At 73.5% G+C, this 18,956-nt stretch carries 14 protein-coding genes; 3 read left to right on the forward strand and 11 right to left on the reverse strand.

From position 1 onward, the window contains the following. Nucleotides 1–2: 2 nt before the first annotated feature. Complete coding sequence (locus tag ACRAKI_RS19000) at nt 3–836, reverse strand: alpha/beta fold hydrolase (RefSeq protein ID WP_447001845.1); 834 nt, start codon at nt 834–836, stop codon at nt 3–5. Nucleotides 837–1,055: 219 nt separating this feature from the next. Between ACRAKI_RS19000 and ACRAKI_RS19005 the strand changes: the two genes are divergently transcribed. Continuing rightward, a complete protein-coding gene (locus tag ACRAKI_RS19005) occupies nt 1,056–1,448 on the forward strand; it encodes an ATP-binding protein (RefSeq protein ID WP_447001846.1) in 393 nt (130 codons plus the stop codon). 25 nt (nt 1,449–1,473) lie between these two features. Here ACRAKI_RS19005 and ACRAKI_RS19010 read toward each other — a convergent pair whose 3' ends face one another. The 3 genes from ACRAKI_RS19010 to ACRAKI_RS19020 form a co-directional block, all read right to left on the reverse strand. Further along, nucleotides 1,474–3,540, reverse strand: coding sequence for an acyltransferase family protein (locus tag ACRAKI_RS19010; protein ID WP_447001847.1), 2,067 nt, complete (start codon nt 3,538–3,540; stop codon nt 1,474–1,476). Between the two features lie 88 nt (nt 3,541–3,628). After that, the gene (locus tag ACRAKI_RS19015) at nt 3,629–3,889 is read right to left on the reverse strand and encodes a hypothetical protein (RefSeq protein WP_447001848.1); all 261 of its coding nucleotides are present in this window, start codon (nt 3,887–3,889) and stop codon (nt 3,629–3,631) included. Nucleotides 3,890–3,934: 45 nt separating this feature from the next. Continuing rightward, complete coding sequence (locus ACRAKI_RS19020; protein WP_447001849.1) at nt 3,935–4,180, reverse strand: hypothetical protein; 246 nt, start codon at nt 4,178–4,180, stop codon at nt 3,935–3,937. Nucleotides 4,181–4,533: 353 nt separating this feature from the next. On the opposite strand from ACRAKI_RS19020, the gene ACRAKI_RS19025 reads away from it, so the two are divergent. After that, nucleotides 4,534–5,232 (forward strand): SAM-dependent methyltransferase, encoded by a 699-nt coding sequence (locus ACRAKI_RS19025; protein WP_447001850.1) that lies wholly within the window; start codon nt 4,534–4,536, stop codon nt 5,230–5,232. A 1-nt stretch (nt 5,233) separates the two neighbouring features. After that, a complete protein-coding gene (locus ACRAKI_RS19030) occupies nt 5,234–7,333 on the forward strand; it encodes a putative bifunctional diguanylate cyclase/phosphodiesterase (RefSeq protein WP_447001851.1) in 2,100 nt (699 codons plus the stop codon). On the opposite strand, the gene ACRAKI_RS19035 is transcribed toward ACRAKI_RS19030, so the two are convergent. The 7 genes from ACRAKI_RS19035 to ACRAKI_RS19065 form a co-directional block, all read right to left on the reverse strand. Continuing rightward, a complete protein-coding gene (locus ACRAKI_RS19035) occupies nt 7,323–9,398 on the reverse strand; it encodes a glycosyl hydrolase (RefSeq protein WP_447001852.1) in 2,076 nt (691 codons plus the stop codon). The two genes, ACRAKI_RS19030 and ACRAKI_RS19035, sit on opposite strands and share 11 nt — an antisense overlap. A 169-nt stretch (nt 9,399–9,567) precedes the next feature. Further along, nucleotides 9,568–11,103 carry a thiopeptide-type bacteriocin biosynthesis protein gene (locus tag ACRAKI_RS19040; protein ID WP_447001853.1) on the reverse strand — a complete coding sequence of 512 codons (1,536 nt, stop codon included), beginning with the start codon at nt 11,101–11,103 and terminating at the stop codon, nt 9,568–9,570. Then, nucleotides 11,100–12,206 carry a hypothetical protein gene (locus tag ACRAKI_RS19045; RefSeq protein WP_447001854.1) on the reverse strand — a complete coding sequence of 369 codons (1,107 nt, stop codon included), beginning with the start codon at nt 12,204–12,206 and terminating at the stop codon, nt 11,100–11,102. Before ACRAKI_RS19045 ends, ACRAKI_RS19040 begins: the two co-directional genes overlap by 4 nt. Beyond that, nucleotides 12,203–13,873 (reverse strand): TOMM precursor leader peptide-binding protein, encoded by a 1,671-nt coding sequence (locus ACRAKI_RS19050; RefSeq protein WP_447001855.1) that lies wholly within the window; start codon nt 13,871–13,873, stop codon nt 12,203–12,205. The genes ACRAKI_RS19045 and ACRAKI_RS19050 overlap by 4 nt, the downstream gene beginning before the upstream one ends. Beyond that, nucleotides 13,870–15,411: a hypothetical protein gene (locus tag ACRAKI_RS19055; protein ID WP_447001856.1), complete on the reverse strand. Its 1,542-nt coding sequence runs from the start codon at nt 15,409–15,411 to the stop codon at nt 13,870–13,872. Before ACRAKI_RS19055 ends, ACRAKI_RS19050 begins: the two co-directional genes overlap by 4 nt. Continuing rightward, nucleotides 15,408–16,484: a lantibiotic dehydratase C-terminal domain-containing protein gene (locus ACRAKI_RS19060; RefSeq protein ID WP_447001857.1), complete on the reverse strand. Its 1,077-nt coding sequence runs from the start codon at nt 16,482–16,484 to the stop codon at nt 15,408–15,410. Before ACRAKI_RS19060 ends, ACRAKI_RS19055 begins: the two co-directional genes overlap by 4 nt. Beyond that, on the reverse strand, nt 16,481–18,895 hold the full coding sequence (locus ACRAKI_RS19065) for a lantibiotic dehydratase (protein WP_447001858.1): 2,415 nt from the start codon (nt 18,893–18,895) through the stop codon (nt 16,481–16,483). Before ACRAKI_RS19065 ends, ACRAKI_RS19060 begins: the two co-directional genes overlap by 4 nt. Nucleotides 18,896–18,956: the final 61 nt, after the last annotated feature.

Here is an 18,956-nt window from a genome sequence, read left to right on the forward strand (position 1 = left end):
GCTCACCTGGCGGATCGTGCGCGCAGCCAGTCCAAGGCGGACTCGGCGAAGGTGAGGACCGAGATGTGGCCTTCCTCGGCGAACACGCGCAGCTCGGCCGTGGGGCACCGGCGGGCCAGCCACTCGGAGTGCGAGCTGGGCACCACCCGGTCCCGGCCGCCGTGCAGGAGCAGCACCGGCGCGGACACATCGGCGGGATCGCAGCCCCACGGGTTCACGTAGGCCAGGTCGTCGTCGATCGACGCGGCCGGCCCCGCCGCCAAGGCCGGGCCGACGACGTCGTCGAACCACGACCAGTCGCCGGCGAGCGCGGCGAAGTCCGCCGGGGTGAACCCGTCGAACTCGACGCCCGACGCCTCGAACCGCTCCTTCGCCGCACGTCCCGCAGCCGCCGCGCGCAACGACGCCACCCCGGAGGGCGCCATCCCCGCGAACCAGTCGAGCCCGTCCGCGCCGTACGGGGCGACACCGGCCACGCTCACCACGCCCAGCACGCGCTCCGGCAGCAACGCGCCGCAGGCCAACGCGTGCGGCCCGCCACCGGAGTGCCCGAACACGGCGAACCGGTCGAGGCCCAGCGCGTCGGCGACGGCGGACGCGCAGGTGGCGGCGGACGCGACGTCCCGCCCCGGATCCGGCGTTGATCCCCCGTAGCCGGGGCGGTCGTAGGACACCCACCGGATGCCCAGCCGCTCGGCGGCGGGGAGCAGCGGCGCGGGCGGAGCCCCGACGTTCGGCGTGCCGTGGTGCCAGATGACGGCGAGGTCCCCGATGCCGGAGTCGTACGCGTGCAGCGTGCGGCCGTCGTGCAGCTCGACGTCGATCTCCGAGACCATCGGTGGAGGCTAACAGCGCCGATGCCGCACGACGTCCTGCCGTGTCTTCGGCCCGCGCGGACGTCCGAGCGGAGGCGCGCGACGGTGCTGTGGACCTTCAGCTGTTCGTCGCATCGCACGGCCTGTCCGGAATGTGACGCACCACCTGGTTTGGCGCGCCGGCGGAACGGCTACCTCCTGCGTGCGCCTTGAGTCGACAGGGTGCTGGAGGAGCGTGCCATGAACATGGTGGAGCTGCCGGACGACGGCCTCGACCTGGAGTTGGACGGCATGCCTTCGGTGGACGGCATCGGCGGTTGGGTGCGGCAGGTCGCCTACGGGGTGGACGAGCGGCGTGTCGCCGAGCTGGTGCTGATCACTGCGGAGCTGGTGGGGAACGCGCGTCGGCACGCCGAAGGGCCGTGGCGGGTGCGGCTGTGGCGGGTGGACGACCGCCGGGTCGTCCGGGTCGAGGTGGAGGACCGCAGCCCGAGTCTGCTTCCCGTGCTCGGCCGGGCCGACGACCCGTCGCTGGGCAACGGCCTGGTGCTGGTCAACCGGCTGTCGGTGCACTGGGGGTTCGAGCGCCACGGCGACCGCAAGGTGGTCTGGGCCGAAGTGCCGATGGGCTGAGGCGGGCGGAACCCCCGCGGCGCGCTCAGCGCAGGCCGTCCGGCGGGTTGCCGAACAGCTCGTCCACGGCCCGCTCGACGATGGTCTCCATCGTCGACATGAAGGTGGCGGAGACGTGGTTGTCGTCCAGGTACACGTAGACGTTGCCGATCACGGGCGGGCAGAGGTCCTCGGTGCAGAAGTAGTCGCTGAAGTCGAGGAAGCCGAGGTTGGGCGGCAGGTCCGGGATGCCCGCGTACGGGGGTTCCGGTGCGAGCAGGTCGGCCCTGGGCGTGCTGCACTGCGGCGCCTCGGGGCCGTGCGCGTCGGCGCACACGGACGGCCAGTAGTCGAAGCGCGGGTTGTCCCGGACGGCCGCGACCGCGATACCGGCCTCCGTGAGCCGGCGCCACCGGTCGACGAAACCCGGCGGGGTCGCCTCGGTGAGTCCGACCCGGACGTCACGGGTGCCGTTGGTCAGGACGAGATCCGGTCTCAGGTCGGCGAGTTCCTGTTCGACGTCGGCGTTCCACTTGAGGCACGAGGGGTCGCCGGGCACGACCTCGGAGTCGGTCGAGTAGGGGCACGCGCCCTTGAGCATGGCGACGACCTGCCAGTTGCGGCGTTGCGCCAGCGGGCCGAGCGCGGCCAGGTACTGCTGCATGTGGGAGTCGCCGACCACCGCGATGCGCATCTCCGGTTCACCGTCCACCGGGCTGTAGCACAGCGACAGCTCCTTGTTCCGCCGCGTGGGCACGCAGGTGCTGTCGGGGATCGCGGCGAAGTTGTCCGGCAGGGCCACCAGCGGCGGCACGATGGAGGCGTCCTCCGAGCCCCAGTACTCGAACCCCGGTTCGCGGGCCAGCGCGCCGGGGTGGTCCAGGTCGTCGACGCTCGCCGCGTACGAGGCGGCCTTGCGCTCGCTGACCGCCTGCCAACCCCCGGCCGCCACGAGCACGGGAACCATCAGGAGCACGCCGAAGCCGTACGCGCCCCAGCGCGTGGTCTCGCCGATCCGCGACCGCCGGACCGGTTCCTCCACGAAGTGGAGGGTCAGCACGGACAGCACGACCGACAGGCCGATGACGACCAGTCCGCCGTTCAAGCCGACCTCGACCCGGTCGCGGACGACCAGGTACAGCACCAGGACCGGCCAGTGCCACAGGTAGAGGGAGTAACTGAGGTCGCCCAGGTAGCGCAGGGGGCGCGACCCGAGCACCCGATCGGCTCCGAACGCGCTGCCCGTCGCGCCGGCGGCGATCACGGCCGCGGCGCACAGCGTCGGCCACAGCGCGAGGTAGCCGGGGAACACGGAGCCGACCCGCAGCACGAGCCCGCACGCGACCAGTCCCACCAGACCGGTCCACCCCAGGAGCACCCGCACACCCTTGGACGCGGTGAACCGGGTGATCACGAGGGCCAGCAGGCCCCCGAGCGCGAACTCCCACGCCCTGGTCAGCGAGTGGAAGTACGCCAGTGGCTGGTTCGCCGCGGTCAGGTACACCGAGTAGGCCAGTGACGCCGCGAACACGGCCAGCAGGCAGGCCACGAGCGCGCGGCGCGGATCGCGTCCGTCCCGGTGCGCCACGAACAGCACCAGCGCGACCAGCACCGGCCAGACCAGGTAGAACTGCCCCTGGATGGACAGCGACCAGAAGTGCTGGACGACGCTGGCCTCGTTGTGCTGGTTGAAGTAGTCGGCCGAGTCGGCGGCGAGCCGCCAGTTCTCCAGGTAGAGGACCGAGGCGACGATCTCGCGGATGGTCTGGAACCAGCGGGCTTCCGGCAGCAGCACGACACCGACGGCGATCACCGCGGCCAGCACCGTGAGGGCCGCCGGGAACAGCCGCTTGATCATCCGGCCCCACAGCGGCCCGAACGCGATCCCGTCGCCCGCCGCCGCGCGCACCAGCTGACCGGTCACCAGGAACCCGGAGATCAGGAAGAAGACGTCGACGCCGCCGGACACCCGTCCCAGCCACACGTGGTAGACGACGACCAGCGCCGCCGCGACCCCGCGCAGTCCTTGCAGCTCGGGTCGGTACCGCCGGTCCACGGCCGGCGCGTCGGGTGTGATCCGGTCCGGTGGCGCGGCGAAGCCGGTCGTGGTCAAGATCAACTCCGGGGGTCGACGGGTCGGGGACGCCGACCAGTCTTCCCGGCACACCACGCGACCGGACGACATCACCGACCGCAGGCCCTCACGCTACAGCCCGCCGGCACCGCGCCGTCAACCGGTGCCCGGGCCTGGCCACGTGGTGCGCGACGGCCCGGTCGAACCGCCGCTTCGCCGGGATCGGCAGCTTCTCGAGTCCCGCCGGGGACAGCGCGCGCACGACCCCCAGCCTGATCGACGTCGGGGTGTGCGTCCGGATCTCCGCGCCGGCCACCGGTCCGAAATCGGCGGAGAACAGCGTGCGGCCGACCACCGAGATCGACAGGTCCTGCATCACCCGGTCCACCGGCACGACCTGTGCATCCGACCGGCAATTCGCCGGCTCGGTGGCCTATGCGGTCATCGTCCTCGAATACCGGGTCAGCGGCCGGCGGTGGAACGCGGCCTGGACAATCCGGCGTTGCCGCCGGGAGAAATCACCTTTGGTGCTGACCAGCCCGTTCCTCAACGCGCGTCGCAGTTCGTCGCCGAAGACGCCCTTGTCGAACTTGTCCGTTTCACCGGTCAGCACTTGGTGCGCCAATTCCGCCGTGGTGACGACGTGCAGCGGCAGCCCGCCGCGGACGATCCGCACCACCGGGCCGCGCGACCGCAGTTCCGCTGCAACGCGAGGCGTCGTCGCAGCAAGGAGGGGGTGTGCCCGAGCAGCGGCCATCGCCACGGAGCCGTGGGGACCCCTTGTCCTCCGGAATCGGTGTCGTCGCTGGTATTCGGGCCGGACGTCATCGGGCGCCACTCCCGGGTTCCGGCGATGTTCCGGCAAGTCCACCGGCAAGGCATTGACGGCGTGCACTCTATGCACCGTTCGCACCGCGACGGGATCACGCATTAGGGTTACATCGCCGAATCCACTGGTGTCCACCCCACTCAAGAGGTTGGATGTCCTGGTGCACCTCGCCCCCGAAGCTGGAAAGGCCCGCGGAGCACGCCATGAGCGACCTCGACTGGGTGCCGGCAGGCATCGACGTCACGGTGCCCAGCGTGGCCATGACCTACGACTACCTGCTGGGCGACGCGCACAACCGCGCCGTCGACCGCCCCATGGGCGGCCGGATGCTGGTGCACGAGATCGTGCGCGAGGTGGCCCGGGGGTGCCGGGTGGTCCACGTGGACAAGGACCCGGTGGCCGTCGCGCACGGCCGGCTGCTGCCCGCCGATGACGGGAACACCACCGCCGTGCAGGCCGACCTGGGTGAAGCGGAGGACGTGCTGAGCCGACCGGAGATGGCCGGCCCGCTGGACTTCGACGAGCCGGTCGTGTTGCTCCTGCTGCTGGTCGTGCACTTCGTCCGACCGGAGGAGGAGCCCGGCGACCTGCTCGCCCGGTACCGGGACCGGTTGGCGCCGGGCAGCTTCATGGCCATCTCGCACGCCACCGCGGACGACCGGTCGGAGACCATGGCGCGGGCCGCGGACACCGTGCGGGAGAGCAGGTCGGAGGACAACCTGGTCTCCCGCACGCACGCCGAGGTGACGTCGCTGTTCGACGGCTACGAGCTGGTCGAGCCGGGTGTGGTCGGCCACGCGCTGTGGCGGCCGGGCGGCGTCGGCGACAGCGCGGACCGGGCCGAGGACAACACCCGGGTCTGGGCCGGCGTGGGGCGCGAGCCGGTCGCCGGTGGCCGCTGAGATGACCGCGCCGCTCCCCCACGACCCGGACGCGCTGCGCGCCCGCACCAAGCTGGCGAAGAAGTGGGCCTACCTGCTCAGCTCCAGGACGTTCATCCCGATGTCCACCACCGAGCTGGAGCGCAAGCTGCTCGGCCTGGTGGAACGGCTGTGCGCCGGTGTCGCCGCGGACGCGGTGGCGCAGCGCGCGGGCCGGGAGGTCGGCGAAGCGCTGGTCGACTTCAACTGCACCACCGCCGAAGGTCTCCAGGCGTCGGTGGAGGTCGTGGGCAAGGGCCTGCTCGGCATGTCCGCGCTCGCGCCGCCGGACGAGCTGCGCGACCGCGTGGTGGACGTGATCGCCTCGCTGGCCGCCGCGTTCGTCGACCGGATCAGGGCCACCACGATGGCGCAGCAGGAGCAGCTCGGCCGCTCGCTGTACCGGGCGATGCGCGAGGCCCAGGTCGAGCTGGAGCTCAGCGAGGCCCGGTTCGAGCTGCTGGAGCAGCACCTGTCCGCCGGTATCGCGATCGCCGACCTGGACGGCGGGCTGGTCCGGTCGAACGCCGCGCTGGCCCGGATCGTGGACCGGGCGCCCGCCGAGCTGACCGCGTGGTCGATGGTCGAGCTGGTGCACGAGGACGACCGCACCGGGTTGCGGGCCGATCTCGCCGAGCTGGCCGAAGGCGGCACGGTGTCGATCACCCAGCCGCGCCGGCTGCTGCGCGCGGACGGTGAGCCGGCGTGGGTGACGCTCACCCTGTCGCCGCTGCGCCGGGTCGGGGGTCCGGCGCAGGTGATGGTGCTCGCGGAGGACGCGACGGACGTCAACCTGCTCCAAGGCCAGCTCAACCACCAGGCGCTGCACGACGTGCTGACCAGGCTGCCGAACCGGCAGTTCTTCACCAGCAGGCTGGAGAAGTCGCTGCGGAAGGCTGATCCGGGCACCGGTGTCAGCGTGTTCCACCTGGACCTGGACGGTTTCTCGCGGATCACCGGCGGGCTGGGCCGGGAGGTCGGCGACCACGTGCTCAAGATCGTGGCCGGTCGGCTGCGGGCGCTGGTCGTGGAGGAGAACGCGATGGTGGCCCGGTTCGGCCACGACGAGTTCGCGATCCTGGTGGAGAACACGCCCTCCACGCCGGACGTGGTGACGATGATCCGGCGGATCAACGACCTGCTGTCCGCGCCGTTCCACTCGGACGGCCACCGGGTGGCGGTGTCCGCGACGATCGGCGTGGTGCACCGGCCGCCGCGCGACTCGTCGCCGGCGGACTTGCTCGACTCGGCCGACCTGACGCTGCGGCGGGCGAGGGGTGTCGGGCGCAGGCAGTGGGAGTTGGCCGACCGGGCGCAGGACGGCCGCGACCGGCGCACGTTCAGCCTGGCCGCGACGATGCCGGGCGCGTGGGAGAATGGCGGGATCCAGGTGCTGTACCGGCCGGTGGTGCGGCTGGCGGACGGGCGGGTGGAGTACGCGGACGTGGTGCTGCGGTGGGACCACCCCGCGCTGGGGGCGCTGCCGCACGAGCAGTGCCTGGCGTTGGCCGAGGACACCGGGCTGATCGTGCCGCTGGGCGCGTGGGCGCTGCGCACGGCGTGCGAGCAGGCGCGGGCGTGGCAGCAGGAAGAAGGGCTCGACCTGCCGGTGCGGTGGGCCTTGACGCCGAGCCAGGCGGCCGACCCCGACCTGCTGGGCGTGGTGCGGGACGTGCTGTCGGAGACCGGGCTGCCCGCGTCGTCGCTGCGGGTGGGCGCGCCGGCTCAGGCGCTGTTCGGCGACCTCGGCGAGGCGGCCGACAACCTGCGGTACCTCGCGGAGCACGAGGTGGGCGTCGAGCTGGAGGGGTTCACCGGTGCGCCCGCCGACCTGGTCCGGCTCCTGGAGGGCGGGTCGGTGCGGGCGGTGCGGATGGCGCAGTCGTCCGCCACGGAGCCGGAGTCGGTGGTGGCGCAGGCGTTGGCCGGTGTGCTGGAGGTGGTGCGCGACGCCGGCATCGGCCTGACCGCGGCCGGCGTCACGACCCCCGAGCAAGCCCGGTGGTGGCGGGAGGTGGGTGCGGACACCGCGTCCGGTCCCCTGTTCTCCCCCGCCGGTCCACCGGACGTGATCACCCGATAGCGCAAGTCGGAGCAGGCGCTGTCGGGGAGCCGCTGGCGAGGTAGCCGAACGTGATGGTCTCCCCCGGCTTGACGGCGGCGTTCCACGACAGGTTCTTCGCCGTCGCGGTCGTGCCGTCGGTGGTGATGGTCGCGCCCCAGGTGTGCCGGACCTGCCCGTCCGCGAACGGCCAGGTCACCCGCCAGCCCGCGGACGGCGAGTTCTCGTCGTGCCGCAAGGTGATCTCGACGTGGTGCCCGGTGCCCCACTGCGCGACCACGCGCATGGCCGCCGTGCAGTGGCCTTGGGTCGTCTTGAAGTCCGGCAGCTCGTCCAGCGTGATGACGTTCGCGTGGTCGTAGACGCGTTGCACGAAGTCGCGCGGGTTGGTCACGCCGTCCTGGATGAACGAGCCCGACCAGGTGACGAACCAGCTCCACCGGGCCTCGTACGCGCGGACCAGGTCGGGGTCCGGGATGGAGCCGACCTCGCCCAGCGCGACCAGCTTCCGGTCGCCACCCAGCTCGACCAGCCGCTCGTACGGGCCGATGACCGGGCCGTGGTCGCCCTGCGGCGGGTAGGAGTCCATGCTCACGACGTCCACCACGTCGTCACCGGGGTACCACTCCGGGGCGATGGAGTTCCACACCCAGATCAGGTTGTGCAGGTTGTGGTGCTTCACCAGCCGGTCGTGCAGGATCCGGTACAGCTCCTTCGCCGGTCCGGGACCCTTGGCGCCCCACCAGAACCAGCCGCCCTCGGCCTCGTGCAGCGGGCGCCACAGCACCGGCACCTTCGCGTCCGCCAGCCGCTTGAGCTGCACGGCGATCGCGTCCATGTCCCGGATCAGCAGTTTGTAGTCCGCCGACGTCGGGTCAGCGAGCGCGGCGGCCACGTCGAACGTCGTCGCTTCGGTGTAGAAACCGCGCCACCACTCCTTGCCCGGCTCGTCGATCAGGCCGGACGGCGCGTTCCAGTGCCACGCCAGCGTCACCACGCCGCCACGCCGGTCGTAGGCCAGGGCGTGGTCCACGTCCGTGCCGACGGTGCCGCGCTCGACCCGGCTCGGCGAGTAGTCCATCAGGTCCAGCCCCGCGATGGCGGGCGCCTTGCCGGTGTTCTGCTCGACCCAGTCGATGCTCGCCTGGTCCTGCTGGCCGGACAGGGTGTTCTTGCCGTAGTTGTCGGCCAGGTACCGCATGAGGCCCTTGGCCTCGGGGGTGGCGGCCGGGTCGGTCAGCGCGCCGGTGACCTGGTGCGGACCACGGGGCGCGCTGGGCGTCACCTTGATCGCGTCGATCAGGTACCAGCCCCAGTTGTTGGTGATGGTGACCGTGTTGTCGCCCGGACGCAGCAGCACCTTGCCGGCGGCGATCGAGGTGAACGTCGGGTGCTCGGGGAAGGAGACGTCGCCGAGTCCGCTGCCGTTGAGCGACAGCGACGCCGTCTTCGCGCCGTACGGCGTGGCGTAGAGGATGGTCAGGTCGTGCAGGCCACCGGGGCTGTCCGGGATCGTGATCGCGACGTTGTCCGTGCCGGTGTCGAAGCCCGCCACGTAGCCGCGGCCGGAGAAGCCCGCGACGCTGGACTCGACCACGACGCCGTTCAGCTCGCCGTCCTCGGCCTCGTGCACGCCGGGTGCGGACGGCGCGCTCGGGGCGACGCTGATCGCGTCGATCAGGTACCAGCCCCAGCCGGTGGCGAAGGTGACCGTGTTGTCGCCCTCGGCCAGCAGCAGCTTCGCGCCCGTGGCCTCGGTGAACCCGGCGCTCTCGGCGAGCGCGACCTCGCCGACCGCGCTGCCGTTGAGCGTCACCGCGGTCTTCTTGTCCCCGTTGGGCGAGGCGTAGCGAACCGTGAGGTCGTGCAGGCCGCCCGGGCTGTCGGGGATGGTGATGCTCACGTGGTCCGCGGCCTCGTCGAAACCGCCGACGTACCCGGTGCCGGAGAAGCCCTCGACGGTCGTCTCCACCACGACGCCGGACAGCACGCCGTCCTCGGCCTCGATCCACCCGCCCGGTGCGGCGGCGGTCGCCGGTGGGGCGAGCGCGAGGACTAACAGGGAGACGAGCAGCAACAACCTCACGTCGTTCTGTCCCTTCACCGTCGTTGGCAGGGGCGCGCCCCCCGTGTTTCTGGGAGCGCTCCCAGAAGTGTAGGCCGCAAAGCACGCACATCAAAGGAGTTGTTCGGCGCCGCACCCACGACGTCCCCGACCGGCCGCCTTGGCGGTGGCCGTCACCGGGAAGCGCGACTCACCCGACCGAGGCCAGCGGCAGCAGGTAGACCAGGGTGTCGTCCACCCCGTCCAGGCACAGCACGTCGTGCGCCATGTCGTCGTAGAAGCCGCCGACCAGGCCCAACGCCAATCCCGACGACGCGGCGACCAACGCGAGGTTCTGCGCCAAGTGCCCCGCCTCCGTGAACGCCAACCGCAGCGCCCGCAGGCCGTACGCCGCGCGCAGCGCACCGACCCGCGTGTACAGCCCCAGCACCGCGGGCGTCGTGGTCGGGTCCGCCCGCCCCTCACCCTCGCCGAACCACATCGACGACGCCAGCACGTCCTCCACCGGCGGCGCGGGCGCGACGCGGACCAGTGTCCGCCGCACCTCGTCCACCTCGTACACACCCGGCTCCAGGCCGGTCACCCGCAACGCCACCACCCGCAGCCGCGCGCTGTGCCGCGCCCCCGCGCTCGGGTAGGGCCGCCGACCGTCCGGGAGCGCGCCCTGCGCCGTCCACAGCAGGGTCGCCAACTGCCCGGCGTCGAGCGAACCGGACAGCGCCGCGCCACGTGCGGTGTGCCTGGTCAGCAACGCGTCGGCCAGCGCACCGGGCACGGGCGCGGCCTCGGGCAGCGGCACGTCCTGCCACCACGGCGACGCCACCGGCGGCGCGTACCCCACCTCCAGCGGACCCTGGTCCGGCACGCCCGAGTGGAACCTGCTCGCCGCCAGGTAGCGCCGGTCGGGCGCCGTCGCGCCGTCCGAGTGGAACGGGGTGGGCCCGTCCGGCGCTTCGGCCGTCATCGCCACCAACCGGCAGGCGGTTCGTTCCTCCTCCGGACCGAGCCCCAGGCGGTTGAACAGCATGTGCAGCTGCGAGGCCCAGGCGTAGCGCGGCAGGTCCGCCGCCCGCACCCGGTCCGCCCAGTACGCCACCGCACCCGTCGCATGCGATTCGAGGCGGTTCCACCGGGCGGCGAGGTGGGTCGCACGCGCCTCGTGCAGGGTCCGCGCGGCGACGTGGGACGTCACCCCCGGCGGTGCGACGGGCTCGCGCACCTGCCGCCACCCCGTCGCCAGGGACCGCAGCCACGACGCGGCCTCCACCCGGTCCAGCTCCAGCGCGATCGTCGTGGCCATCACCAGCTCCACGGCGGCGGTGAACTTCGACCCCGCCGACCGCAGGACGGCGACCGCCACCTCCGTGCTGCGGCAGAACACCCCTTCCGCGACGGGCAGCGACTCCGGGCCGCCGTACCGCTCCACCTCCGGCACGTACGGCGCCTCCCGGACGTCACCGTGCGGCGGCCAGTCGGGCGACGAGACCCGCACCGGGTGATCGGCCTCCGCTACCAGCGAGCGCACCCGACTGGCGACGTCCACGGTCGCGTCACGGACCCGGACGCGCAGGTGCGGACCGTCCTCCCAGTACCGCACGTAGAACCAGTCGGCCACACGTCCCGCCGCGCGGTGCCCGTCCAGCTCCGGCGCGAGCACGTCGGCGAGGAACGCGTCGACGTCCTCGACCGCCCACGACAGCCGCACGTGCAGGCTGGTCCACGTCATGACGTCTCCAGTGGGGTGAGGTCGTAGGCGAAGCCCGTGCCACGCGGGCGGCCGACGAGCAGCAGGTAGAGCAGCGAGTGCGACGCGGGCGCGCCGACCAGTGCCTCCAGCGGTCCGTCGTCGGTGCTGCGCGCCGGCCGGCAGAACGCGCCGGCGCCCGCTGCGGCGGTGCACACGTGCTGCGCGGTCGCACCGGCCGCGCGCAGCAGCGCCAGGTAGCCGTCCGGACCGCCGGAAGCCACGGCGGCGGCCGGGTCACCGGTCGTCACCAGCGCGAGGTTCATCGAGGCGACGTGGATCGTCCCGGGCGGATGTCCGAACACCGGCCGCAACGACGGCACCGCCGGTCCCGGTGACACCAGCCGCAGCCCACCGTCCACGGCGTACCAGCCATCGGCGACGCCCTCGACGTTCCGCACGGCCATCCGGTGCCGGAGGCCGTCACGCACGGGCGACCCGGCGGGCGGGTGGTCGACGGCCGCGACCACCGCGTGCAGCACGCTCGAAGGCAGTGGCCGGGGATCGGCCGCGACGCCACGCGGACCCACGCCCGAACTGCGAGGCCGAGCGGGAGGCGAGGGCGGAACCGGATCGGCGGCACCACCGAACGTCACGGTGACGGTCAGCCCGGACACCCGCGCGTCCAGACCGAGCCGTGCCGCGTGCTCGACCAACGCCGCCGCGACGTGCCCCACCTCCAGCTCCGCGAGCACGTCGCCGAACTCGTGGTAGCCGGGCGAGAGCCGGTCGCGGCGGCGGACCAGCTCGATCCGCGCCGGCCCGCCGACCACCGGCGTCCCCTCGCCGACCAACTCCCGCCGCACCGGGTCGAGCAGCCACCGCCCCTCCAGCACGAGGTCGACGGTGGACGCGGCCCGTGCCGAGGGGTACGCACGGTGGTCGTTGTACTGGTTCCACGGCTCCCACCGCAGCGGTGTCGCCACGTCGGTCAGCAGACGGGTCAACGCCACGCCGAAGCGTCCCCGCAACGCCGTCAGCGGCACGCGCGGCCCCGGCGGAGCCGTCGTGCGCGGCGACGTGCCGGGTTCGACCACCCGCCCCGGCCCGTGGGTGTAGGCGGCGCGCAGAGCCTCGGCGTTCACGGGAACGGGTGGGGCAGCGGAGGACCGGCGAGGCGCAGCCGGGGTATGCCGCGCGTGCGCCGGTTCAGCTCGCCGAACGTCATCGGCACCGTGCCGGGCACGATCACCTTCGCCGAGTGCAGGCCGAGCCGGTCGCGCACCACCGGGTCGCTCTGGTCGACCGCGATCACCTCCAGCCCCGACGCCGCCCACTTGCCCACGTAGTGCTCCAGCAACGCGTCCAGGTCGTCCCGTGGCACGTCCGGCACCGACAAGTCGACCGTTGGCCCGGGTACCAGGAAGTCGTACCGCTCGACGGCCTCCGTCAGGCCGTTGACGTTCACGTGGTCGTCCATGCCCCGGATCAGCCGCGGGTCGCGCAGCAGCAGCCGCAGCCGTTCCGCGTCGTAGTCGCCGGGCTCGACGCGGTAGCGCTTGGCGCCCGCCTCCACGTCCATCACCACCTCGGCCGCCGCCGACCGCATCGCCGCGTCCGGGTCCAGCCCGGCCCCGGCGGCGAAGAACGCGCGAGGCCGCCGGGACGACCGCGCGAGCGACAGCACCGAGGGCACACCCAGGTCGTTGGTGGCGTCGTAGAGCTCCAGCCGGTACCCGAGCTGCTCCAACCGGTCCGCGACGTGGGCGGTGACGCCGTCGCGCACGCGCAGGCTCCGCAACGGCGTCCGCTCGTACCAGGCCGTCAGGAACGCGTCCCGCTCGGCGACCTCGAAGAGCCCGTACAGCACGGCTTCCGTGAGGCTGTTGCCGGTGCCGCAGCCGTTGGACGTCTCGTCCACGAACCGCGCCCCTTCGCCGCGACCCCAGTACGCCACGTGCTCGGGCACCAGGACCGGCCGCCCGTGGGTGTACGACCAGCCGTGCACCCACCGGGTCCGCACGTCCGGGTGGTACGGCACGACGTGCGGCGACTCGTGGTCGGGCAGGCCGAGCCGCGTCGGGTCGAGCGCGCGGTCGCCCAGCTCGGCGTACGACGCCTCCACCACCGTGGTGACGCGCCGGGGCCGCATGCCCGCGTGCCGTTCCACCGCTTCGTACAGCGCGACCCGCTCGGCCTCGGCGTAGTCGGCGGTGCGGCCGAACCCGGCGTGCCCGCCGCCCAGCTCGGCGGTCACCGCCGCCACGGTCAGGTCACCGATGCGGTGCATCCCGGCGACCGGGCCGTGCCTGAGGTCGAACAGCTCGCGGTGCAGCGCGTCCCCCTCGGTGAGCGGGTTCGGCCCGCGCACCGTGCCGGGCACCACCGGGACGGACTCGCGGACCACCGCCTCCGGCGAATCCGCCGGCAACGGGCCGCACGTCGGGCAGCCACCGGACCGGGGCCGCACCCGGTGCTCCCCCACCGTCGCCAGGTCCGTCCGCAACGCCACCACCTTGTCGCGGTAGGCGTCCGGGTCAGCCGACACCCGCTCGACCAGCACCGCGATCAATGGCCGCAGTGACGGGGACGCCAAGCCGCCCAACCGCATCCGCCGATCCCCGCGCGGCACGGACGAGCCGAGCGTGGCCAGCCGCGCGTCCTCGGCGCAGCTCACGCACACCCCGTCCGACACCGGCCCGATCAGCACCAGCGCACCGTCGAACCGCACCGGCAGCACCGGGCCGCCCGCGCCGATCCCGTGCAGGTCACCGATCGTGTAGTCGGCCAGCTCCACCACCCGCACGGTCACCGGTCGTCCCCCGAGACCGCGAACGCCACCAGCCCGGCCGCCTCCAACACCGGACCGAGGTGCACCGGCTTGACCTCCGCCGCGAGCGCCCGCAGGTCGTCCTGGAACGCCTCCTCGCCGTCACGCAACCCGTACGGCCAGTGCCAGTCCCGGTTCGTCCACGGTGCGGCGGCGCCGTCGGGTTCGGCGAAGGGCGCGGCACCGCAGAGCACGACGGGTTCGGTGACACCGGCCTGTGCCTGCCCGGCCGCGGCCATCGCGGCGAACGCGACGGCGTCCGCCGGTCCGGCCTCGACCGCCCAGGACAGCTCCCCGCCGTCCGCCCCGACCACCGCGCGCACCACGCGCGGACCGAGCCTGGTCACCTCGACCACGGCGGGCAGGGCGAACCTGAGCGTCACGGCCTTCCACCACCGCCGGGCGGTCGGGTCGGCGGCCCACTCGTCTTCGTGCACCGGTGTGCCGCGGAGGTGCCGCACGGCCGTGCGCAAGGCCAAGCCGAACGCGTGCACCCGATCCGCGCCGAGCACCACGCCGTCCGGTGCGAGGGCACGCGCGGCGCGGAGCAGGGCGTCGAGCCGGGCGGCGTGTTCCGTGGTGCCGAAGCCGATCGCACCACCGGACGCGGCCAGCTTGACCGGCAGCTGCGGCAGGTCACCGGGCACCGGGGTGGGCACCGGCCCCAACTCCCGATCACCCAGGACCTCCACCACCGCGCCGTTCGGCTCCTGCGGCCGGACCGCCGACAGCCACGGGTGGTACTCGGCGTGCAGCGGGTCGACGCGGGCCACGAGGACGGCCTGGTGCGGCGGCCCGGTCGGCGGCACGTCGCTCCACATGTCCACCACCTCGGTGGACGGGTCGGGCAACCCGCCGACCGCGCACACGAGCCGGTGCGCCGCAGCCGATCCGACGAGCGCGGCCAACACCTCCGGCGGGGTCCCCGGCGCGCCCGCCAACCGTGCCGCCACCGCCGCCGCGTCGGCCTCCACGTCCGCGACCGCACCCGGCGCGACCACGAAACCGACGTCGGCGGCGCACCCGGCGGCAACGGCGTGCGCGGCGGCGACCAGGAGCAGACCGCTCCCGGGCCGGAGCGCGACGTCCAGGCCGGCGGCGACGAGGGCGCGGCGCGCGTGACCGGCCAAGGCGCCCTCGCCGGTCACCTCGACCGTCACGGAACGGAGCCGCCGCCATGCCTCGACCGGTGAGGGCGCAACGGATTCCAGCCAACTCGCGATGTCCGCCGGCACGTCGTCAGCCCACGACGCCGGCGCCTCCACCAGCATGTCGTGCTCGTGGAGCTGGCCGATGAGCAGTTCCAGCGCCCGTGCCACGGCCGGCGGCGCGTTCCCCGGCACGGCCAGCTGCTCCGGCGGCACGCCGTCAGCCAGCGGACCGGCCAACCGCTCCCAGATCGTCCACAGCCCCGTGCCGCCGTCGAGCGTGAAGCTGGAGCGCCACCCCCGCACGTGCAGACCGGTCGCCGTGGGCGTCGCGTGCACGATCGGCCGCAGCCGCAACACCACCGCGCTCACCGCGTCACCTTCGCCATCTGCGCGACGTGCTCGGACCACTCGACGCCGGTGACCCGCTGCACCGCCCGCACGACCAGGCTCGCGGCGAGGTAGCGCTCGACGGGCGTCACGTCGCACACCGCCAGCAGTTGGTAGAGCATGTTCGTCCCGAAGCGGTAGACGGTGACGGGCCGCTGGTAATCCGGGTGGTCGAAGTCGACCTCCCGGAGCTTGACGTGGTAGTCACTGATCCGACCGGTGTCGTCGCGGTGCCAACGCCGGATGGCCTCTTCCTCGCCCATCTCCACCGCGCGCTCGCCGAGGTGCGTCGAGTACGCGGTGGGCAGTCCGCCGCGGTCGAACACCTCCTCGATCGCCGCACGGGTGCCGTCCGTCCACAGCGCCCACGGTGTGTCGACCGTGCCGTCAGCGACACCGCGGACGGTCTGGACCACCTGATCGGCGTTGCGCTCCCACACACCGCCGAACCGTGCGCGCAGCACGCCTTCCGGGTCGCTGTGCAGCAGGAAGCCTTCCAGGTGCGACAGGAACGAGTGGTACCCGTTGACCAGGCCCGCCGGGAACCGGCTCGCGTGGGCCGTCATCGCGACCACGGCAAGCAGCACGCGCGACTGGCTGGTGCCGGCCACGGCCACGGCGTCGGTGATCGCGGGCAGGCCGAGCCGCAGACACCGGGTCCGCAGGGCGACCAGCGCGTCGGAGACCAACAGCTGCCGGAGAACCGTGAGGTCGGTCGGCTCGACCACCACCGTGTTGTCCGGGTGGATCGGCTCGTACGGCGGCGGCACCAGCTCGGCGATCCCGTTCTGCCTGGCCTGGGCGAGCATGACCGAGCGATCCAGGTCCACTGTTGACGGACGGTTGGCGAGGTGTCCGCGCAGCCGTGACGCGACGAGTTCCGCGGCCTCCTCGGTCCCCTCCAGGCGAACCCGCACGTGCGGCCCGTGCAACCAGTGCCGCTCCAGGTGCCCGGTCGCACCGGCACGTTCCGCCTCCGCGAGCGCGGGCAGCACGGCATCGCGGAGCAACGGCGCCTTCACCGGGTCGTGGTAGTAGCAGACGACGTCGGTCACGAGGCCCTCCAGTACGTTTCCGCGATCAGTTCGACCACCCGGCCGCCCCCGGCGCCGGGCACGGGCAGCGCCTCGGACAGCCGCACGCCGTCGGGGAACCGCGCCAGCAGACGCGGCAGGCAGCGCAGGTGCAGCGGGTCGCCCAGGTCGGCGTACTGCGGTTTGCCCGCCGTGAGCGCGCGTCGGTAGGCGTCGGCCGACACCGGCCCCCGGTCCGGCCCGACGAACACGTGTTCCGGCAGTCCGTGCCTGGCGCGCAACCGGGCCACGTCGAGCGCCGCCCGTTCCTCCGCGCCGACCGGCGGCGGCACGGCGAAGTCCCACGAACGGCGTGCCAGCACGACGTCCCCGTACGTCAAGCGGCCACGGGCGGTCACGTCGCCGTCCACCGTGGCGGCGCGCAGCCGGTCGAGGTCCACCCAGCCGCAGGCGAGGTCGGAGTACAGCGGCACCTGCCGGTCCGGCAGCGCCAGCGGGATCAGGAAGCCCAGGTACAGCACGTCGAGCGGGACGCCGCCGTGCGTCACCCTGACCTCGTCGGTCACCGGGTCGTGCCGCACGTCCAGCTCGTCGGCCGCCAGGTCGGCCCACCGGGCGTCCTCGCCGACCTCGCGTGCGCCGAGCAACGGGTGCAGGTTGGCGTTGAAGCCCTGCACCGGCCGGAACTGCACCGGGTTGGTGGTGTGGCGGCGCACCTGGTGCGCCACCGCGTCGCGCGCGCCGGGCAGCGAGTCGAGGAAGCGGCTGGTGAACTTGCCGAACCCGGCGTACACGCGGTTGACCACGAGCCGCCCGTCGTGGGTCGGCTGGGCGAAGAAGCCGTACGAGCCGGTGCGCCGGGTCGCCCACGCGGGCAGCAGGTCCGCGGCGGACGCCAGCACGTCGTCGGTGACCACGCCGTCGTGGACCTGCCCGGCCAGCTTGTCGCGCGCCTCCACGACGGCACGGACGTCGGGGTCGTCCAGGCCGTCGACGTTCATCGACTCCTGCCACGCCCGTGACAGCGACGCCGAGCAGTCGGCCAACGTCGCGACACCGCCCGCGCCGAACTGCTCCACGAACCTGGTCCGGATCAGCCGACGCAGCAGCACGTGCTGGTCGAACGCCACCAGCAGCGGGGTGAGCCGGGTCAGCGCGGGCGCGGCTCCCGGCGGCACGGGCACCGGCTCGGGCAGCAGCACGTCCTCGACCACCGGGGTCACGCCGGTCAGGTCCGCGCCGACCCGCTCGCCGAGTTCCCGCCAGCCGTCGGAGAGCTGCGCCAGCACGGCCGCGCGGGTCGGCGGATCGGCGGTGGCGAACGCGGCGGTGGTCGTGGCGAGCGCGGCCAGCCCGCGGGCGGTGTCGTCGTCGGTCGGCGCCAGCCAGGAGGCCAGCGAGCCCACCGCGTCCGGGTCCTGGGGGTGGATCGGGGACACCGGCACCAGCAGCCCCAGGTCGAGGGTCTTCGCCACGAACGCGCGGGCAGCGCGGCCGGCGTCCGGCGTGGTCAGCTTCAGCGCCAGCGCGGCGGCGATCCGGTCCGGTGCCAGCCCGTCCGGCCCCGCGTCCCGCAGCACCTCGACCAGGAACAGCAAGGGGCGTGACGCGGCCACGTCCACCTCTTCCTCCCGGACCACCGCCGCCCGGCCGACGCCCTCGACCGGGACGTCCCGGCGGAACAGCAGGCGGCCGTCGCGTTCCCGCAGGGCCGGTGCCAGCCGGTGCGGCATCCGCCGGCCCAGGGCGTCGACCAGCCTCGTCACGAGCAGGCGGTGCACGGCCGGATGCGACACCGGTTCCGCCGCGGGCCACGGTCCGTCGCCCCACACCCCCCAGCCGACGTGCGTGTACCAGGACAGGGGGCTCGTCTTCGAAGTCGCACGCAGGGCGTACCGCAGCACGGTCGGCTCCGCCTTGCGCGCCTTGCGGTCCGGCTCACCCAGGCCTCGCGCGGTGCGGTCCAAGCCGTGCAGCAGGTCGGGGCCGGTCAGCACGCTCGCGCGGCGCAGAGCATCGCTCGCGCACACCTCCGCGAGCCACGTGCGGGACGCGGCCAGGTCGTGCGGCCACTCCGCCAGCACGACGTCCACCGCCCGTGCCAGCTCCTCGTGCGCTGCCAACCACTCCGCCAGCAGCGGCACCCGTTCCGCCAGAGCGCCCGACACCGGGGAACGCGGGGCGCGGCCGTTGTGCACGTCGCGGCGCAGCGGCAGGACGACCTCGCGGTGGAACGCGGTCGAGTGGCCGGCGGCGCTGTCGTGCAGGGAGTCGGCGAGGTCCGGCGCCAGCTCGGCGATCCGGGTCTCGGCCACCACCACCGCGTCCAGGCCCGCCCGGAAGTCCGAGGGCGCCGGTCGGGGGTGTGGCAGCGCGGCCACCCGGACCAGCGCGTACGGCGCGAGTTCGGTGGTGGTGCGATCACTCGCCATCCGGTGCTCCCCCTGGTGTGGGCCGGGAGCGCCCGCACGGACGCTCCCGGCTCCGGCTCGG

It is taken from the genome of Saccharothrix isguenensis (assembly GCF_052936305.1).